We start from the raw sequence: 15,347 nt of genomic DNA, 5'->3' as shown, positions 1-15,347 counted from the left end.
GGTGTTTCGGTTGACGGAATTGGACCAGCGGGACTCAAGGCAGAGCCTGGACACGGAGGCGGCACGCCGGCTCGCCACCACGACCAAGACTGCTCCGCAGATGCGGGAGATCTCGTCACGCTGGCTGCTGCGGGCGCTTCCGTGGGTACAGACCGCCGCCGGCACCTACCGGGTGAACCGCCGGCTCACCTACCGGCTCGGCGGCGGCCAGGTCGGCTTCATCAGCGCGGGTGCGGAGTATCAGGTGTTTCCGCCAAGCCTGACCGAGCTGCCGTTTCTGCAGGGTTTTGCCGACGGCCCGCTGCTCGCCAGGCTGGCGGGGCTGTTCGAGCAGCGGGAGTACACACGGGGCGAGACGATCGTGCGGGAGGGCAGCCCGGTGGCCGACCTCCTGCTCATCGCGCACGGCAAGGCCGACAAGCTCCAGAGCGGCCCGTACGGCACCAGCGTCGTGCGGGAGACGCTGGCCGACGGCGACCACACGGGCAACGACCTACCCGGACCGGAGAACCGGTGGACGTACACGCTCAGGGCCGGCACCGCCTGCACGGTGCTGGTCCTGCCCAGAGCGGCTTTCCGCGCGGTCATGGAATTCTCGCCGGCCTTCCGTGCGCAGGTCGAGTCCCATCTGCGCCGGCGGGCCCGGCCGCAGAACAAGTACGGCGAGGCCGCGATCGAGCTGGCCGCCGGCCACCGCGGCGAGCCTGTGCTCCCCGGCACGTTCGTCGACTACGAGCTCAGCCCCCGCGAGTACGAGCTGAGCGTGGCCCAGACCGTCCTGCGGGTGCACAGCAGGGTCTCCGACCTGTACAACCAGCCGATGAACCAGCTCGACCAGCAGCTCCGGCTGACCGTCGAGGCACTACGCGAACGCCAGGAACACGAGCTGATCACCAACCGGGACTTCGGGCTGCTGCACAACGTCGATCCCCGGCAGCGGGTCTCCACGCGCGGCGGACCGCCTACCCCCGACGATCTCGACGAACTGCTCAGCCGCCGGAAGAAGACCCGTTATTACCTGGCCCATCCCCGCGCCATCGCCGCCTTCGGCCGGCAGTGCACCGCGAGAGGCGTCTACCCGGACACCGTCCAGCTCGACGGCAGCAGGCTGACGGCCTGGCGTGGCGTGCCGATCCTGCCCTGCGACAAGATCCCGATCAGCCGGCAGGGCACCAGCTCGATCTTCGCGTTCAGGACCGGCGAGGAGGACTCTGGCGTCATCGGCCTGCACCAGACCGGCATCCCGGACGAGTACCAGCCGGGGCTCAGCGTCCGCCTGTCCGGCATCGACGAGAAGGGGATCATGTCCTACCTGGTCAGTGCCTACTACTCGGCCGCGGTCCTGGTGCCCGACGCGCTCGGCCTGCTCGAGAACGCCGAGGTGATGGGCTCATGAGCCGATCCATGGCGCAGCCGTTCGAGTTGCCGGACTTCTATGTGCCTTATCCGGCCCGGCTCAACCCGCACGTCGAGGAGGCACGCGCGCACTCCAGGCAGTGGGCGCGCGGCATGGGCATGCTGGAGGGCTCGGGCGTCTGGGAGCAGGCCGACCTCGACGCCCACGACTACGCGCTGCTGTGCGGCAACACCCATCCCGACTGCGACGGCCCCCAGCTCTCGCTGATCACCGACTGGTACGTCTGGGTCTTCTTCTTCGACGACCACTTCCTGGAGACCTTCAAGCGCGGCCACGACCGCGTGGGCGGCAAGCAGTACCTGGACCGGCTGCCCGCCTTCATGCCGATGGACCTGTCGTGCGCGACGCCGGAGCCGACCAATCCGGTCGAGGCGGGGCTGGCCGACCTGTGGGCCCGTACGGTCCCCGCCAGGTCGCTCGACTGGCGGGCGCGCTTCGCCGAGAGCACCAGGAACCTGCTGAACGAGTCGCTCTGGGAGCTGTCCAACATCAACGCGGGCCGGGTGCCCAATCCCATCGAGTACATCGAGATGCGGCGCAAGGTCGGCGGGGCGCCGTGGTCGGCCGGGCTGGTCGAGCACGCCGTGGGAGCCGAGGTCCCGGCGCGCATCGCCGGCTCCCGGCCGATGCGGGTGCTGCGCGACACCTTCGCCGACGGGGTGCACCTGCGTAACGACCTGTTCTCCTACCAGCGGGAGATCCAGGACGAGGGCGAGCTCAGCAACTGCGTGCTCGTGCTGGAGAAGTTCCTCGGCTGCGGCACGCAGGAGGCCGCCGACACCGTCAACGACCTGCTCACCTCGCGGCTGCAGCAGTTCGAGCACACGGTGTTCACCGAGCTCGGCCCGCTCTTCGTCGAGCAGGGACTGGACCCGCTCTCCTGCGCGGGTGTGCTGGCCTACGTCAAGGGGCTGCAGGACTGGCAGTCGGGCGGCCACGAGTGGCACCTGCGCTCCAGCCGCTACATGAACGACCGCGCGACCCGCCGGCCGCTGGGCACGACGTCGATCATCGACCTGCTGGGCGCGAAGCGGATCCGCAACTACACGCACGTGCCCTGCACGCCGGTCGGCCCGTCGCGGATCCCCGACCTCTACATGCCCTTCGAGGCCAGGAGCTCGCCCCACCTGGAGGCCGCCCGCCGGAACCTGGTCGTCTGGGCGCACGAGATGGGGATACTCGAAGCGCAGCCGGGCGTCACCGGCTCGGCCGTCTGGGACGAGGAGAAGCTGGTCGACTACGACCTCCCGCTGTGCGCCTCCGGGCTCCATCCCGACGGCACGCCGGAGGAGCTGGATCTGGCCTCGGCCTGGCTGGCCTGGGGGACCTACGGTGACGACTACTTCCCCATCGTCTTCGGCAGGACCCGCAACCTGGCCGCCGCCCGGGCCACCGTCGACCGGTTCGGCGCCTTCATGCCGCTCGACGGCTCGGCCCCTCCGTCGCCGATGACCGCCCTGGAGCGCGGTCTGTCCGGTCTGTGGGCCCGTACGGCGGGGGAGATGAGCATGAACGCGCGCCGCAAGTTCCGCCTGACCATCGAGAACATGTGCGCCTCCTGGCTCTGGGAGCTGGACAACCAGCTGCTGAACCGCGTGCCCGATCCCATCGACTACATCGAGATGCGGCGGCTGACCTTCGGCTCCGACCTGACCATGAGCCTGTGCCGCCTGGCCCGCGAGAAGGCGATCCCGGAAGAGGTCTACCGGGCCGGGCCGATGATCTCGCTGGAGCACGCGGCCTCTGACTACGCCACCCTGGTCAACGACGTCTTCTCGTACCAGAAGGAGATCGAGTTCGAGGGCGAGGTGCACAACTGCGTGCTGGTCGTCCAGAAGTTCTTCGGCTGTGACTACCCGGCGGCGCTCGACATCGTCACCGACCTGATGACGTCCCGGATGAAGGAGTTCGAGCACGTCTTCGCGCACGAGTTCCCGGTCATGTACGACGACTACGGCCTGGACGAGGAGACGCGCACGGCTCTGAACGGCTACGCGGAGGAGCTGCGCAACTGGATGTCGGGCATCCTCGCCTGGCATCGCGGCTGCCGCCGCTACGACGAGGTGTCGGTGCGCCGCCACCACCGGCCGCCCGAGTGGCGGCTGGGCGGGCCGAGGGGCCTGGGCACCTCGGCGGCGATGATCGTCTGACCCGGCGTCAGTACCAGCCCAGCAGGCTCAGGAGCCGCTGTTGGAAGGGTGTGAGGTTGCGCAGCTGGATCCAGCGCTCGCCGGGGTCGAGTGTGGGCAGGGCCAGCACGCGCAGGCCCGACAGGTCGATGAAGGTGAGCTCGCTCGTGTCGACCACGATGTGCGTGCCGCCGCTCTCGCGGGCTTTGGCCAGGGTCTGGGCGAGGGCCCAGCTGTTGGTGATGTCGATCTCACCGCGGAGTGCCAACGCCGGAACCTCGCACCTGGCTCGCAGGAAGACCCGCAGCTGGCCGTCCTCGTACAGCAGGCGCTCCGTCGTGTCGGCCGTCTCGCCGTTCGCTGTCATCGCACCCCCAATCAGACCTCACGCTTGGGGGTTTGTCATGACCGTCACCGCATGTGACAGGAACCCGGTCTCACATTACACGAAATATGTTTCATCATCTGATATTCACGAAAAAATAGGCGTATTACAGTGAAGTCATGAACCGCCCCGAGTCCTCCCCCGCCGCCCGCTGGACGTTCCTCACCAACCACGCGCGGGTGCTGCTGGAGCTGGCCAGAGATCCGCGCCAGCGACTGCGGGACGTGGCCGTCACCGCGGGGATCACCGAGCGGACGGCCCAGGGCATCGTGGCCGATCTGGAAGCGGCCGGCTATCTCACCCGTGTCCGGGTGGGCCGGCGTAATCATTACAGCATCGGAGCCGACGAGGGATTCCGGCACCCCGCCGAGGCGGGGGTACGCATCGGGAGTTTGATCGACTTGTTCACGCGATAATCGGCGAGAAAGGCGCTGCCAAGCGGGTGCGCAATGATCACGTCGCTAATTGTCGGCGCCGATGAATCAAGCGCCTTTTGCCTCGCACGACTAAAGGGCGTTTTATCCCCAAGAGTGGGCGATGGTGTGAAGTGAGCACCTCGCGGCCCGGGTCGTGATCGCGACCCGGGCCGCTCGGCGTTCCGGCTCGGTGCGCATCCGAGCGGATTCCGTGGCCTCGCGAGTGTCCACGGAGCTGGTTCATGCGGATCGCACGGACGTCGGTCCGGCGGGCGACGTCAGTGGTTGTTCAGCAGGTTGAGGTTGACGTCCCCCACGTTCGCGGTGGCCGGGATGTTCGCGGTGGCCGGGATGTTCGTGTACTTGGCCGAGTCGTTCAGCGCGGTGATGTCGTCGAGGAGGGTGGCCTGGCCCATGACGGACTGACCGCTGTTGCCGGGGGTGGGGTCGACGTCGGCCGAGGCCGCGGAGACGCAGAAGCCGAAAGCGACGCTCGCGATGGCTGCACCGGCGAGAATACGACGGATCATGTTTGTTTTCCTCCGTTTGATGGGCGCGGAATTCCCGGCGCCTTAGTCGTTTGTGCAGGGCTGTGAGGTGCCGCCAATAACCATCGTGGCAGCCCGTCGATATCGCAACCCAAGAACGCCTGGCCGGGGTCAAGGGGGCATCTGATTTTCTTGGCATTCGACTTTCCACGGCCACCCGCCGGTGAAGGGCATATATACGTGCGCCGTACACGGTCAACTGAGTTTCATTTATCCAGGCATCGAGAATGATTGGCAGATCGAACGAGCCGGTTGAGCAAGGATCACCCCGGGCTTGGGTTCCGTCCGCGAATTTTGGCTGGTCGCGGTCGTGCCGGAGGGCGGCTCCGGCGTCATCCTGGCCACGCCCGCTGAGCCGGAAGGCCGTCAGCGCGGTTGTCAACGCGTTACGTGGGAGGATTGGCCCATGGCAGAGATCGTCGGTGGCGGGCATCCGGTCAACGACGCCGAGCGTCGGGTGATCTCCTACCTGCGCGACCACGCGCCCGCCGACTGGCTGTTGCTGCACAACGTCGAGCTGCCGCGCGGCGACGACGTCTTCGAGGTGGATCTGCTCGTCCTGACCGGCCACTCGCTGGTCGTCGTCGACGTCAAGGGCACCCGCGGCCGGATCGAGGTGTCGGGGACGCGCTGGTTCCCGCCGCGCAGGGAGGCGTTCGGCTCTCCCGCGACGAAGCTGCGGGGCATCGCGAAGGCGCTGAAGGGGCTGCTGGTCTCCAAGAACACGCAGCTGGAGCGCGTCTACGTCGACAGCCTCGTGGTCCTCACCTCGCCCGACGCCGAGCTGGTCGACCCGGCCGGGCGCGACGCGGTCAACGTCACCACCCTGGACGGGCTGCTCGCCACGCTGAGCGACGTCTCGCGGGTCAGGCGCGGGTGCAGCCCCCGCATCAAGCCGTACCTCACCGCGATACTCGACGCCCTCAACCAGACGGTACGCCGGAGCACCGCGCCGCCCAGGTTCGGCAACTGGGAGGTCGAGGAGCAGCTCGGCGGCGACGCGAAGGTGACCGAATACCGGGCCTTCAACGTCACGCTGCCGGGCAGCGAGACCGTGCTGCTCCGGGTCTACCAGGCCGACCCGCTGGCCGACCAGGCGTCGCGGGCGGCCGAGCGGCAGCGGATCGCCAACGCCTACCAGTCGCTGGCCCGCATCCCGCCGCACCCGTGCGTGGTGCGCTCGCGCGACTTCTTCGCCATCGACGACGAGAGCCGGTTCGTGCTGGTGCTCGACGACGTGCACGGCGAGGCGCTGCACCGGCGCCTGGGCACCGGCGTGCGGCTCGGCGTGATCCAGGACCTGCTGCGCGGACTGGCCCACGCGCACGCCAACGGCGTCATCCACCGGGCGTTGAGCCCGGCGTGCGTGCTGGTGACCGACGGGCACGCGGTGCTGACCGGGTTCGACTACGCCAAGCCCGGAGCGCGCAACTACACGGTCGCCCACGAGCTGGGCAACGTGCTCGACGCCCACTACGTGGCCCCCGAGTGCCATGAGCGGCCCGACAGGATGACGACCGCCTCCGACGTCTACGCGGCCGGGGTGATCGCCTACCAGTTGCTCTCCGGTGAGCTGCCGACCAGCGCCGACACCCAGGGGCCCGCCGTTCCCGACGTGGTGCGCCGGATGCTCGACCACTCTCCCGCCAAGCGCCCGACCGCGGCGGAGTCGCTGGAGGCACTGTCTGAAGTACCGCAGCGATCACGCCTCAAGCGATTTGTCCGTCGCATAGTGTCTGGATCATGACGATCAAGCTTCGTCCCGCCACTGAGGACGATCTTCCCTTTCTCAACCGGCTGATCAGCGATCCGGAGAGCACGGGCCTCCATCAGTGGTACGGCTTTCAGGACCCCCACGGCATGCGCAGGCGGTGGGAGGAGAACGGGATGCTCCACGACGATGGCGGCCTGCTGCTGGTCGCCGATGGCGACGACCGTGTGGGCCTGGTGACCTGGAGCAAGCAGCTGACCTCCAGGGTCGCCTACTGCTGGGAGATGGGGATCATCGTGGCGCCCGAGTTCCGCGGCAAGGGCAACGGCACGCGGGCCCAGCGGCTCCTGGTGCGCTACCTTTTCGACCATTCGCCGGTCAACCGGGTCCAGGCGACGACCGAGATCAGCAACCTGGGCGAGCAGCGGGCGCTGGAGAAGGCCGGGTTCACCCGGGAGGGCGTCCTGCGCGGAGTCGGCTTCCGCGCGGGCGAGTGGCATGACGGCGTGATGTACGCCGTGATCCGCGCGGACCTGGACACGCGGATCTAACCCCGCGCTCTCAGACCGGGAATCAGCCCTCAGTCCTAGGCCGGCAGGCTGCGTCGCAGCACGTTGGCGTGGTTGAGATAGTCCAGGGCCAGCCCGGTGCGCCCGGCCGAGTGGTGCACCTCGCCCAGCATCTGCGTGCTCGACACCTCCCCGCTCCGGTCTCCGAGGGCCTGGAAGATCTCCAGCGACCGCTCCAGCCCGGCGGAGGCCGGCGCCCACTCCCCGCGGGCCGCCTGCAGTCCAGCGAGGCTCTGGAGGGCGTACGCGCCGCAGTGCCTGTCCCCGAGTGACTCGAAGATGTCGAGCGCGTGCCGGTGGAAGGACATGGCCTTGTGCAGGTTGCCCATCTGCAGGCAGACGCAGCCCTCACGGTGGGCGTCGCCGAGCTCCTGCGCCAGCCGCATGGCCTGGCCCAGCGATTCCGACGCCAGGGCCAGGTCGCCCGACTTGAGGCAGACCCGGCCGATGGCCTGCCTGGCGAACGCCTCGCCGTGCGGGTCGTCCGCCGCCAGGAACATGGCCAGGGCGCGCTTGAAGTGCCCGAGCGACTGGGCGTGCCTGCCCCGGAACTGGCTCACCGCGCCGAGCCCGCAGATCGAGGTCGCCTCCGCCCGCAGATCGCCCAGCTCGTGAAACAGCCGGCGGGATCGGGTGAAGCCGTCGATGGACTCCTCGTAGCGGTCCTGGTAGAGGGAGACCTGGGCCAGGCCGCGCAGCATGGCGGCCTCGCCGTACGTGTCGCCCGAGGCGCGGGCAGCACCGAGAGCGACGGTGTGGGTACGCTCCCATGTGTCGAGATGGCAGTGCAGGTCCAAGTAGGGGACCATCGCGGCGGCCAGTCCCCAGGCGGACTCGGCCAGTCCCATCTCAGCCGCCACGCTCACGGCGCCGACCAGCGTCTCGTGCTCGGCCTCGAACCACCCCAGCGGGTCCGAGGTCAGGCGGTCGAGCGTCTGCTCGGGCAGCCGCCAGCGCGGGGCCCGGGCGGCGGTGAGGCTGAAGACGGTGGTGGGCAGGCGGGCCATGGCATGCTCGGTGGTCGCGGTCCAGGCGGCCAGCACCCTGGTCAGGCCGGTACGGTCGGAGCCGCGTTCGAGCGCGTGGCGGCGGATCAGCTCCGGCACCCGGTAACGCGGCTGGCCCACCGGGTCCGTGCCGACCAGCTCCAGCAGGTTGACGTCCACCAGCAGGTCGGTGACGTCGTCGGCGCGGTGCCTGCCGAGTGCGGCGTCGACCACCCAGCCGGGCTGGGCCAGGGCGCCCAGGAGGCCGAGAGTGCCCAGCGTACGGGCGGCTTCGTCGGGCAGGTGGCGGTAACTGCGGTCGAAGCAGACCCGGACTTCTTTCAGCTCGCTCAGCCGGTCGTCCTCCAGCCGCTCCCTGAGCACCGAGAGCGACCAGCCCGGCCGGCCGGCCAGCCGCGACCCGGCGCTCCGCACGGCCACCGGCAGACGTCCGCACGCCTCCACGATCGCCAGGGCCGCGTCATGCTCGCGGGACACCCGGTCCGTACCGATGATCCGGCCGAGCAGCGTCAGCGCGTCGCATGCGGACAGCTCGCCGAGGTCGACCTGGACCGCGCCGGGTAACTCCGTGATCCGGCGCCGGCTGGTCACGATGACGGCGCTGTCGTTCCCGGGCAGCAGCGGTCGTATCTGGGCCGCGTCGAGCGCGTCGTCGAGCAGCACGAGCATCGGCTGCTCGGCGAGCATCGACCGGAACAACGCGGACCGCTCGTGGATCGTCGGCGGAGCCGTCTCGACGCCGAGCGCCCGCAGCGCCTCCGCCAGCAGGTCGGCCGGCTCCCTGCCGTCGAGATCGAGGTAGAGCTGCCCACCGGGGAAGTCGTCCCGCAGGGCGTGGGCGGCGTGTACGGCCAGCGCCGACTTCCCCGCCCCCGGCGAACCGGAGATGACCGCGATGGAGAACGGCTTGGCCAGCAGGGCCAGCTCGTCGGCCCGGCCGGTGAAGTCGGGCAAGTGCGGCGGGAGCTGCCGGGGCGCGGCCGGCGGGGCCTCGTCGGCCAGGATCGACTCGTGGGCGCGGCGCAGGTCTGCGCCCGGCTCCACGCCGAGCTCGTCGACGAGCTGGGCCCGGATCGTGGCGTAGGCCCGCAGCGCCTCGGCCTTCCTACCGGCCCGATTCAGCGCCAGGACGAGGCGGCTCCACAGGTCTTCGCGGTAGGGATGCTCCACCAGCAGCCCGCGTAACTGGGTGATCGCCCCGGCGTGGTCACCGCACTCGATCCGCTGGCCGATCAGCTCCTCGGCGGCGCGTAAGCGCACCTCGTTGAGCGGTTCGAGGCGGCGGTCCCAGAACGGGCTGCCCGGCAGGTCGGCCAGCGGCGCGCCGCGCCAGAGCGCGAGCGCGTCGGCGAAGCGGGCCTGCGCGACCAGTTCCTCGAACGTCAACAGGTCCAGCGCTCCGTCGGGCACGTCAATGGCGTAGCCGGAACCGTCGCCGCGTAAGTGCTCGGCGCCGAGGTCCGTCCGCAGTGAGCTGACATACGTGCGTAAGTTCGCCTGTGCGGAGCGTGGCGGCCGGTCGGGCCAGAGCACCTCGACCAGCTGGTCGGCGCCGACGATCCGGCCTGTGTCCAGCAACAACGTGGCGAGCAGGATCTTCGGCTTCTTACCGGAGATCCGGACGGACCGTCCCGACGATCGGACTTCCAACGGCCCAAGTACATGAAAGGTGACCGACATGACCGCATCAGCTCCTCTTTGGAGGCCTGACCACCTTTTGTATCGGTTCTGGACGATTCTTGTGCGCCGAATGCACACCCTGGTCCCACAGATCACATCTGAAAGGTTCACCTCATGAAGCTCAGTGGGCCCGCGGTCGCGGGCGACGCACTGTTGTTCGGCCTCGGGACGGCGTCGTCGCCGCGGCGAACCAGGGGCTTCGGCAACCTTGTGAAGATCGACCAGGGTGGCGGCTACGCCACCGGCTATGCCCATTTGAACAGCTTCTCTGTGAACGCGGGCCCGGTGACCGTCTCCAGCGTGTACGACACTCCCTCCGAACATTGCGGGTCATGATGATGAAGAAGCTTTTGGTGGCCGGGGTGCTCATCGTGGGCGCCCAGCAGGCCGCCCTGGCGGGCGCCGCGCAGGCGACCGCCGCCCCCCTCCCGGCCGCCTTCGACAAGGCCGCCTCGACCTACGAGGTGCCGCGTGACCTGCTGGTCGCGCTCGGCTACGCCGAGACGCACCTCGACGACCACGACGGCCAGCCCAGCGCCATGAACGGCTTCGGCGTGATGCACCTGGTCAGCAACCCCTCCTCGCACACCCTGGAGGACGCGGCCAAGATCACCTCCCTGACCGCGGCGAAGCTCAAGACCGACGACGCGTCCAACGTGCTCGGCGGCGCCGCCGTGCTGCGCGCCAAGGCTGACAAGCTCGGCCTGACCGCGACCGAGCGCAAGGACCCCGCCAAGTGGTACGAGGCGGTGGCCGCGTACGGTGGCGCGGCCAACGAGACCACCGCGCGGGTCTACGCCGACGCCGTCTACGAGGTGCTGGCCGCCGGCGTCAACACCGCGGGCGTGAAGGCCGCCGCGAAGGTCGTGGAGCCGGACCGCGGCAAGTACAACTCGGACCCGCGCACGCTCGCGGCGACCACCGACTACCCCGGCGCCCTGTGGGCCGCTGCCAGCTCGTCGAACTACGCCGTGTCCAACCGGCCGACCGACGAGAAGATCGACCGGATCATCATCCACGTGACCCAGGGCTCGTACGCGGGCACGATCTCGTGGTTCCAGAACTCCGCGGCCAAGGTGTCGGCCCACTACGTGGTGCGCTCGTCCGACGGGCAGATCACGCAGATGGTGCGTGAGAAGAACCGCGCCTTCCACGCGGGCGTCAGCTCCTACAACCACCGCTCGATCGGCATCGAGCACGAGGGCTTCATCAACGACGCCTCGTGGTTCACCGACCAGATGTACCGCTCGTCGGCGGCGCTGACCAAGAACATCGCCGACCGGTACGGCATTCCGAAGGACCGCAGCCACATCATCGGCCACGTCGAGGTGCCCGGCTCCGACCACACCGACCCCGGGTCGCACTGGGACTGGACCAAGTACATGAGCTACGTGGGCGGCGGCTCCGGTGGCGGCGGCACCAACCCGTACACCGCCGAGAAGGTCTGCGGCGACGGCTACAAGGTGATCGACTCGCAGGCCCTCGGCACCGCGGGCACGGTCTACCTGCTCTACAACAGCGCCAACGCCAACAACTGCGTCGCCACGCTGAAGAAGACGTCGCTCGGCAAGGCCAGCGCGACCAGCGCGTTCCTCCAGGTGGCCGGCAAGGCGAAGGTCACCGACTCGGGCAGCTTCACTTACTACGCGGGTCCCGTCAGGGCGGCCGCGGAGGACAAGTGCGTGACGTGGGGCGGCTCCGTCGGCTCGTCGAGCTACACGAGCCCCCCCGAGCACTGCGGCTGATCCCCCTCAGCTGAAGTGCGCGGCCCTGACACCACCCTCCGGTGTCAGGGCCGTTTCTCGTTGGTCAGAGCACGTCCACGATGTCGACGACGTACAGCAGGGACCGGCCCTCCCCGGCGGGGAAGGCCACCCGGGCGCCCACGCGCTGGCCGGCGAGACCCGCCACCCAGCCGGGCGGCGCCGCCCGCGGCCCGAGGGTGAAGGCGCTGGGGCCGCCGCGGCGGTACGACGAGTCCACGACCCGGCGGCCCGGCCACTCCGCCGTGACGTACTGGACGATGACCTTGGATCCCGCCCGCACCGGAGGGCCGGAGCCGCCGATGAGGACGCGGGGCGAGCGGTCCTCGGGCACGTCCGGCAACGGCCGCCCGACGACACGGGCGTCCGGCGGATAGCCGCCGAGGACGTCGAAGACCAGCACCAGCGTCTCGGCCGGACGAGCCCCGCCGAGCGGCGGCCCTGAGCCGTACGCCTGGGCCGGGCGAGCCCCGCCGAGCGGCGGCCCCGAGCCATCCGCCCGAGCCGGGCGGGAGCCGCCTAGCGGCAGCCCCGGGCCGTACGCCTGGGCAGCGGGGGCGACGAGCATGACCCGGCTGCCCGCCGGCCGGCCGATGAGCGCCTCGCGCCAGGAGTCCGGTGCGTGCCGGCCGTCGAGGACGACCTTGGCCGGGCGCTGGGTGTCGTACGTGGTCGCGTACGGCCGGTTGCCCGGCCACCCGCGGACCTCGACGTCCGCCAGCACCACGTCACCCGGCATGGTCCGCCGCCCGCTGCCCGTCGACAGCACCGTCACCCGGGGCACGCGATCCGGCTCGCCGTCCGGGATCGTGATGACCGGCCGATCGCCGAAGGCGCCCGTCACGACCGGCAGCCGGTCCTGTCCGGTCAGGTCACATGCGGTGAGGAGCCCGAGCACGGCAAGCCAGAGCAGGCGCACGATTCCCCCAATATCCTGATCAGCCGGATTACTTACCGCGCCCGGCGCAAGGAATGCGTCCGACCGCGTCATCTCCCGGCAAAGGCGCGAGAGACTGGGGCGATGAGCAAGCCGAATCTGGCCCGCAGGGTCGCGGACGCCGCCGAGATCGCGCTGGCCCACCGCAAGTACGTGACGTTCATCGACGTGGTGACCGGCCTGCGCTGGGTGCACTCGCGGCACGTCGACACCTGGCGGCAGGGCCGCGCCGCCACGCTGGCCGAGCTCGCGCCCGTCGACGACGACCGGCTGCTCACGGCCGCCGCGCTGCTGAAGGACTGGGCGACCGCCAAGGGGCTGCGGCCGGTGGAGACCCCCTATGTCTCCGGCAGCCGCGACCGCCGCGAGCTGCGCTTCACCGCCGGCCACGCGCAGGAGGCGTTCCGCGTCCACTGGCTGTCCCCCGACCTCAGCGAGGCCCGGGTGCGCCAGCTCACCGAGCGGCAGAGCAAGGCACCCGACCTGGTGGTGGTGGCCCCGCTCAACGCCTGGACGTGCGCGACCTGCGGCGACACCGGTCCTTACCTGATCATGGAAGAGGACGTGTCCCACTGCCTGACCTGTGCCGACATGGACCACCTGGTCTTCCTGCCGGCGGGCAACGCGGCGCTCAGCCGCCGGGCGAAGCAGGAGAGCGGCCTGTCGGCGGTGGTCGTCCAGTTCAACCGGCGGCGCAAGGTCTACCAGCGCCAGGGGCTGCTGGTCGAGGAGCACGCGATGGCGGCGGCGGAGGAGCGGTGCCTGGCCGACGAGGAGGTGCGGCTGCGCCGCCGTGAGCGCGACCGGGAGCGCCGGGCGGACCAGGACGTCGACTACCAGGCCCGGATGGCGGCCGAGATCGCCAGGCTCTTCCCCGGCTGCCCGGCCGAGCGGGCCCAGGAGGTGGCCGCCCATGCCGGCCAGCGCGGCAGCGGCCGGGTCGGGCGCTCGGCGGCGGCCAGGGCGCTCGACGAGAACGCGATCACGCTGGCCGTGGTGGCCTCGATCCGCCACCTCGACACCGACTATGACCGGCTGCTCATGTCGGGGGTGCCGCGCATGGAGGCCCGCGACCTGATCAGGGATCGGATCGACGCCAAACTGGCCGAGTTCCGGCGCGTTCGATAGCGTCCGAAGGCATGGATGACTGGCACGACGTACGAGAGCGACTGCGGGTGTTCGCCCTCGGGCTCCCGGAGTCCCACGAGGATCACCCGTGGGGCGAGACGGTCATCAAGGTGAACAAGAAGGTGTTCATCTTCCTCGGTATGGAGGAGCGGACCGAGAAGTGGGACCCGTCCTTCTCCGTGAAGCTGCTGTCCGAGGCGCGCGGCCACGCGCTGACCGTCGAAGGGGCCGCGCCCACCGGCTACGGGCTGGGCAAGGCCGGGTGGGTGACGGTGCCGTTCCTGGCCGAGCTGCCCGAGACCGAGGTGCTGATCGACTGGGTGGAGGAGAGCTACCGGACGATCGCGCCGAAGCGGGCGATCAAGCTGCTGGACGGCGAATCGTAGCCGGGCTCACTTCGCGAAGGCGGCCAGGGCGATGGCGAGGGCGCGCTGGTTCTGGCCGGAGCTCTTGGCGTCGGTGGAGTTGACCGAGTAGACCACCGTGCGGCTCAGGTCGCGGGTGGCCCCGATGCCGGCCGCGCTGCCCCACCTGGCTCCGGTCTTGCCGTACCCCACGAGGCCGCCGGGCAGCTCCATCCTGGCCAGGCCCGAGGTGTAGACGGCATCGCCCTTGCCGCCGTACGCCTTCACCGGCGGCACCGTGAACATCGGCTCCAACTGCGCGGCCGGCACGACCCTGCCGCTGAAGAGCGCCTTGACGAACTTCTCCAGGTCGGCGGTCGTGGAGATGAGGTCGCCCGAGGCCCAGGTCGAGGTGACGCTCGACTCGGTCATGTTCACCACGTAGTCCTCGCCGTACTTGATCGCGTCGGGGAAGCCCTGGGGCACTGCCTGGTAGCCCTGGTTGTGCCGGCCGCGGATGCGGACCGAGGTGCCCGGCAGGTAGCTGTCGGTCATGCCGACGGGCCGCAGGATCCTGGTCGTCACCTCGTGCTCGTAGGAACGCCCGGTGACCTTCTCGATGAGCAGGCCGGCGACGAACGTGTTGGTGTTGAGGTAGTGCTGCTGCGTGCCGGGGGTGAACTCGATCGGGTTCTCCACCGCCTTGGCGACGTACGCCTCGGGCGTCCACTTCTGGAACCGGGTGGCGTAGATGTCCGCGAAGTCATCGCTCACCTTGGGCGCGGGAAGCCCGCTGGTGTGGTTGAGCAGCTGGCCGACCTTGACGGCCGGGTAGTCGGCCGGCAGCAGGCCGGGCAGGTACTCCTGGACCGTGCCGTCGAGGGACAGCTTGCCCTCGGCGACGAGCTGGAGCACCACCGACACGGTGAAGACCTTGGTGACGCTGCCCGCCCGGAACCTGGCCCCGGCCTCGGCGGGCCGCTTCGTCCGCAGGTCGGTCACGCCGGACACGCCCTGCCACGAGCCCGTCGAGCCGCTCACCCGCACGTCCGCCGCGGTGGCGTCGGCGGCGGGCAGGCCCTCGATGCTCTTCGCCAACGCCGCCGCGTTGACAGGCGGCACCTCGACCTGAGCGACAGCGTGTGTTCCCGTCAAGGCGTGGGCGGTGGCGGCCTGTGCGGTGGCGGCGACCGAGAGGGCGAGGACGAGACCGGCGACATAAGTGCGCTTCATGGAAAGCTCCAGGTGAGAGGCGGGAAGTTCAACTGCCTCAAGCCTGTCGATCACGCGCTCCACCCGGATCGCCGACGCAG

At 69.9% G+C, this 15,347-nt stretch carries 14 protein-coding genes; 9 read left to right on the top strand and 5 right to left on the bottom strand.

The window, feature by feature from the left end; translation table 11 throughout:
* The first annotated feature begins 19 nt into the window (after positions 1-19).
* Positions 20-1,396, top strand: coding sequence for a family 2B encapsulin nanocompartment shell protein (locus tag ACGFNP_RS50205; RefSeq protein ID WP_393331169.1), 1,377 nt, complete (start codon positions 20-22; stop codon positions 1,394-1,396).
* Positions 1,393-3,567 (top strand): germacradienol/geosmin synthase, encoded by a 2,175-nt coding sequence (locus tag ACGFNP_RS50200; RefSeq protein WP_393330379.1) that lies wholly within the window; start codon positions 1,393-1,395, stop codon positions 3,565-3,567. Before ACGFNP_RS50205 ends, ACGFNP_RS50200 begins: the two co-directional genes overlap by 4 nt.
* 7 nt (positions 3,568-3,574) lie before the next feature.
* Here ACGFNP_RS50200 and ACGFNP_RS50195 read toward each other — a convergent pair whose 3' ends face one another.
* Positions 3,575-3,913 (bottom strand): STAS domain-containing protein, encoded by a 339-nt coding sequence (locus ACGFNP_RS50195; RefSeq protein WP_358320371.1) that lies wholly within the window; start codon positions 3,911-3,913, stop codon positions 3,575-3,577.
* Between the two features lie 137 nt (positions 3,914-4,050).
* On the opposite strand from ACGFNP_RS50195, the gene ACGFNP_RS50190 reads away from it, so the two are divergent.
* Complete coding sequence (locus tag ACGFNP_RS50190; protein ID WP_358320373.1) at positions 4,051-4,347, top strand: helix-turn-helix domain-containing protein; 297 nt, start codon at positions 4,051-4,053, stop codon at positions 4,345-4,347.
* Positions 4,348-4,625: 278 nt separating this feature from the next.
* Here the strand turns inward: ACGFNP_RS50190 and ACGFNP_RS50185 are convergent, their stop codons facing one another.
* Positions 4,626-4,877, bottom strand: coding sequence for a hypothetical protein (locus ACGFNP_RS50185; RefSeq protein WP_358320374.1), 252 nt, complete (start codon positions 4,875-4,877; stop codon positions 4,626-4,628).
* A 424-nt stretch (positions 4,878-5,301) separates the two neighbouring features.
* Here ACGFNP_RS50185 and ACGFNP_RS50180 point away from each other — a divergent pair, with 424 nt between their 5' ends.
* Together ACGFNP_RS50180 and ACGFNP_RS50175 are read left to right on the top strand one after the other, a co-directional pair.
* Positions 5,302-6,642 (top strand): NERD domain-containing protein, encoded by a 1,341-nt coding sequence (locus ACGFNP_RS50180; protein WP_358320377.1) that lies wholly within the window; start codon positions 5,302-5,304, stop codon positions 6,640-6,642.
* On the top strand, positions 6,639-7,157 hold the full coding sequence (locus ACGFNP_RS50175; protein WP_393330375.1) for a GNAT family N-acetyltransferase: 519 nt from the start codon (positions 6,639-6,641) through the stop codon (positions 7,155-7,157). Before ACGFNP_RS50180 ends, ACGFNP_RS50175 begins: the two co-directional genes overlap by 4 nt.
* Before the next feature lie 35 nt (positions 7,158-7,192).
* Here the strand turns inward: ACGFNP_RS50175 and ACGFNP_RS50170 are convergent, their stop codons facing one another.
* Positions 7,193-9,832 carry a BTAD domain-containing putative transcriptional regulator gene (locus ACGFNP_RS50170; RefSeq protein WP_358320384.1) on the bottom strand — a complete coding sequence of 880 codons (2,640 nt, stop codon included), beginning with the start codon at positions 9,830-9,832 and terminating at the stop codon, positions 7,193-7,195.
* Positions 9,833-9,976: 144 nt separating this feature from the next.
* Here ACGFNP_RS50170 and ACGFNP_RS50165 point away from each other — a divergent pair, with 144 nt between their 5' ends.
* Entirely contained in the window at positions 9,977-10,198 is a 222-nt protein-coding gene (locus ACGFNP_RS50165) for a hypothetical protein (RefSeq protein WP_393330371.1), read from the top strand.
* A 2-nt stretch (positions 10,199-10,200) separates the two neighbouring features.
* Entirely contained in the window at positions 10,201-11,607 is a 1,407-nt protein-coding gene (locus ACGFNP_RS50160) for an N-acetylmuramoyl-L-alanine amidase (RefSeq protein WP_393330368.1), read from the top strand.
* A 64-nt stretch (positions 11,608-11,671) separates the two neighbouring features.
* Here ACGFNP_RS50160 and ACGFNP_RS50155 read toward each other — a convergent pair whose 3' ends face one another.
* Positions 11,672-12,544 (bottom strand): FKBP-type peptidyl-prolyl cis-trans isomerase, encoded by an 873-nt coding sequence (locus ACGFNP_RS50155; RefSeq protein ID WP_393330365.1) that lies wholly within the window; start codon positions 12,542-12,544, stop codon positions 11,672-11,674.
* A gap of 102 nt (positions 12,545-12,646) precedes the next feature.
* On the opposite strand from ACGFNP_RS50155, the gene ACGFNP_RS50150 reads away from it, so the two are divergent.
* Entirely contained in the window at positions 12,647-13,690 is a 1,044-nt protein-coding gene (locus tag ACGFNP_RS50150) for a DUF2293 domain-containing protein (protein WP_358320394.1), read from the top strand.
* Between the two features lie 11 nt (positions 13,691-13,701).
* On the top strand, positions 13,702-14,076 hold the full coding sequence (locus ACGFNP_RS50145; RefSeq protein WP_214641916.1) for an MmcQ/YjbR family DNA-binding protein: 375 nt from the start codon (positions 13,702-13,704) through the stop codon (positions 14,074-14,076).
* 6 nt (positions 14,077-14,082) lie between these two features.
* Here the strand turns inward: ACGFNP_RS50145 and ACGFNP_RS50140 are convergent, their stop codons facing one another.
* The gene (locus ACGFNP_RS50140; protein ID WP_393330361.1) at positions 14,083-15,267 is read right to left on the bottom strand and encodes a serine hydrolase domain-containing protein; all 1,185 of its coding nucleotides are present in this window, start codon (positions 15,265-15,267) and stop codon (positions 14,083-14,085) included.
* Between the last annotated feature and the right edge of the window lie 80 nt (positions 15,268-15,347).

The organism is Nonomuraea sp. NPDC049269 (assembly GCF_043197155.1).
In the GTDB taxonomy this organism is placed as follows: Bacteria; Actinomycetota; Actinomycetes; order Streptosporangiales; family Streptosporangiaceae; genus Nonomuraea.
The sequence above is the reverse complement of the archived record's forward strand: the minus strand, read 5'-3'. Positions and strand labels throughout refer to the sequence as shown.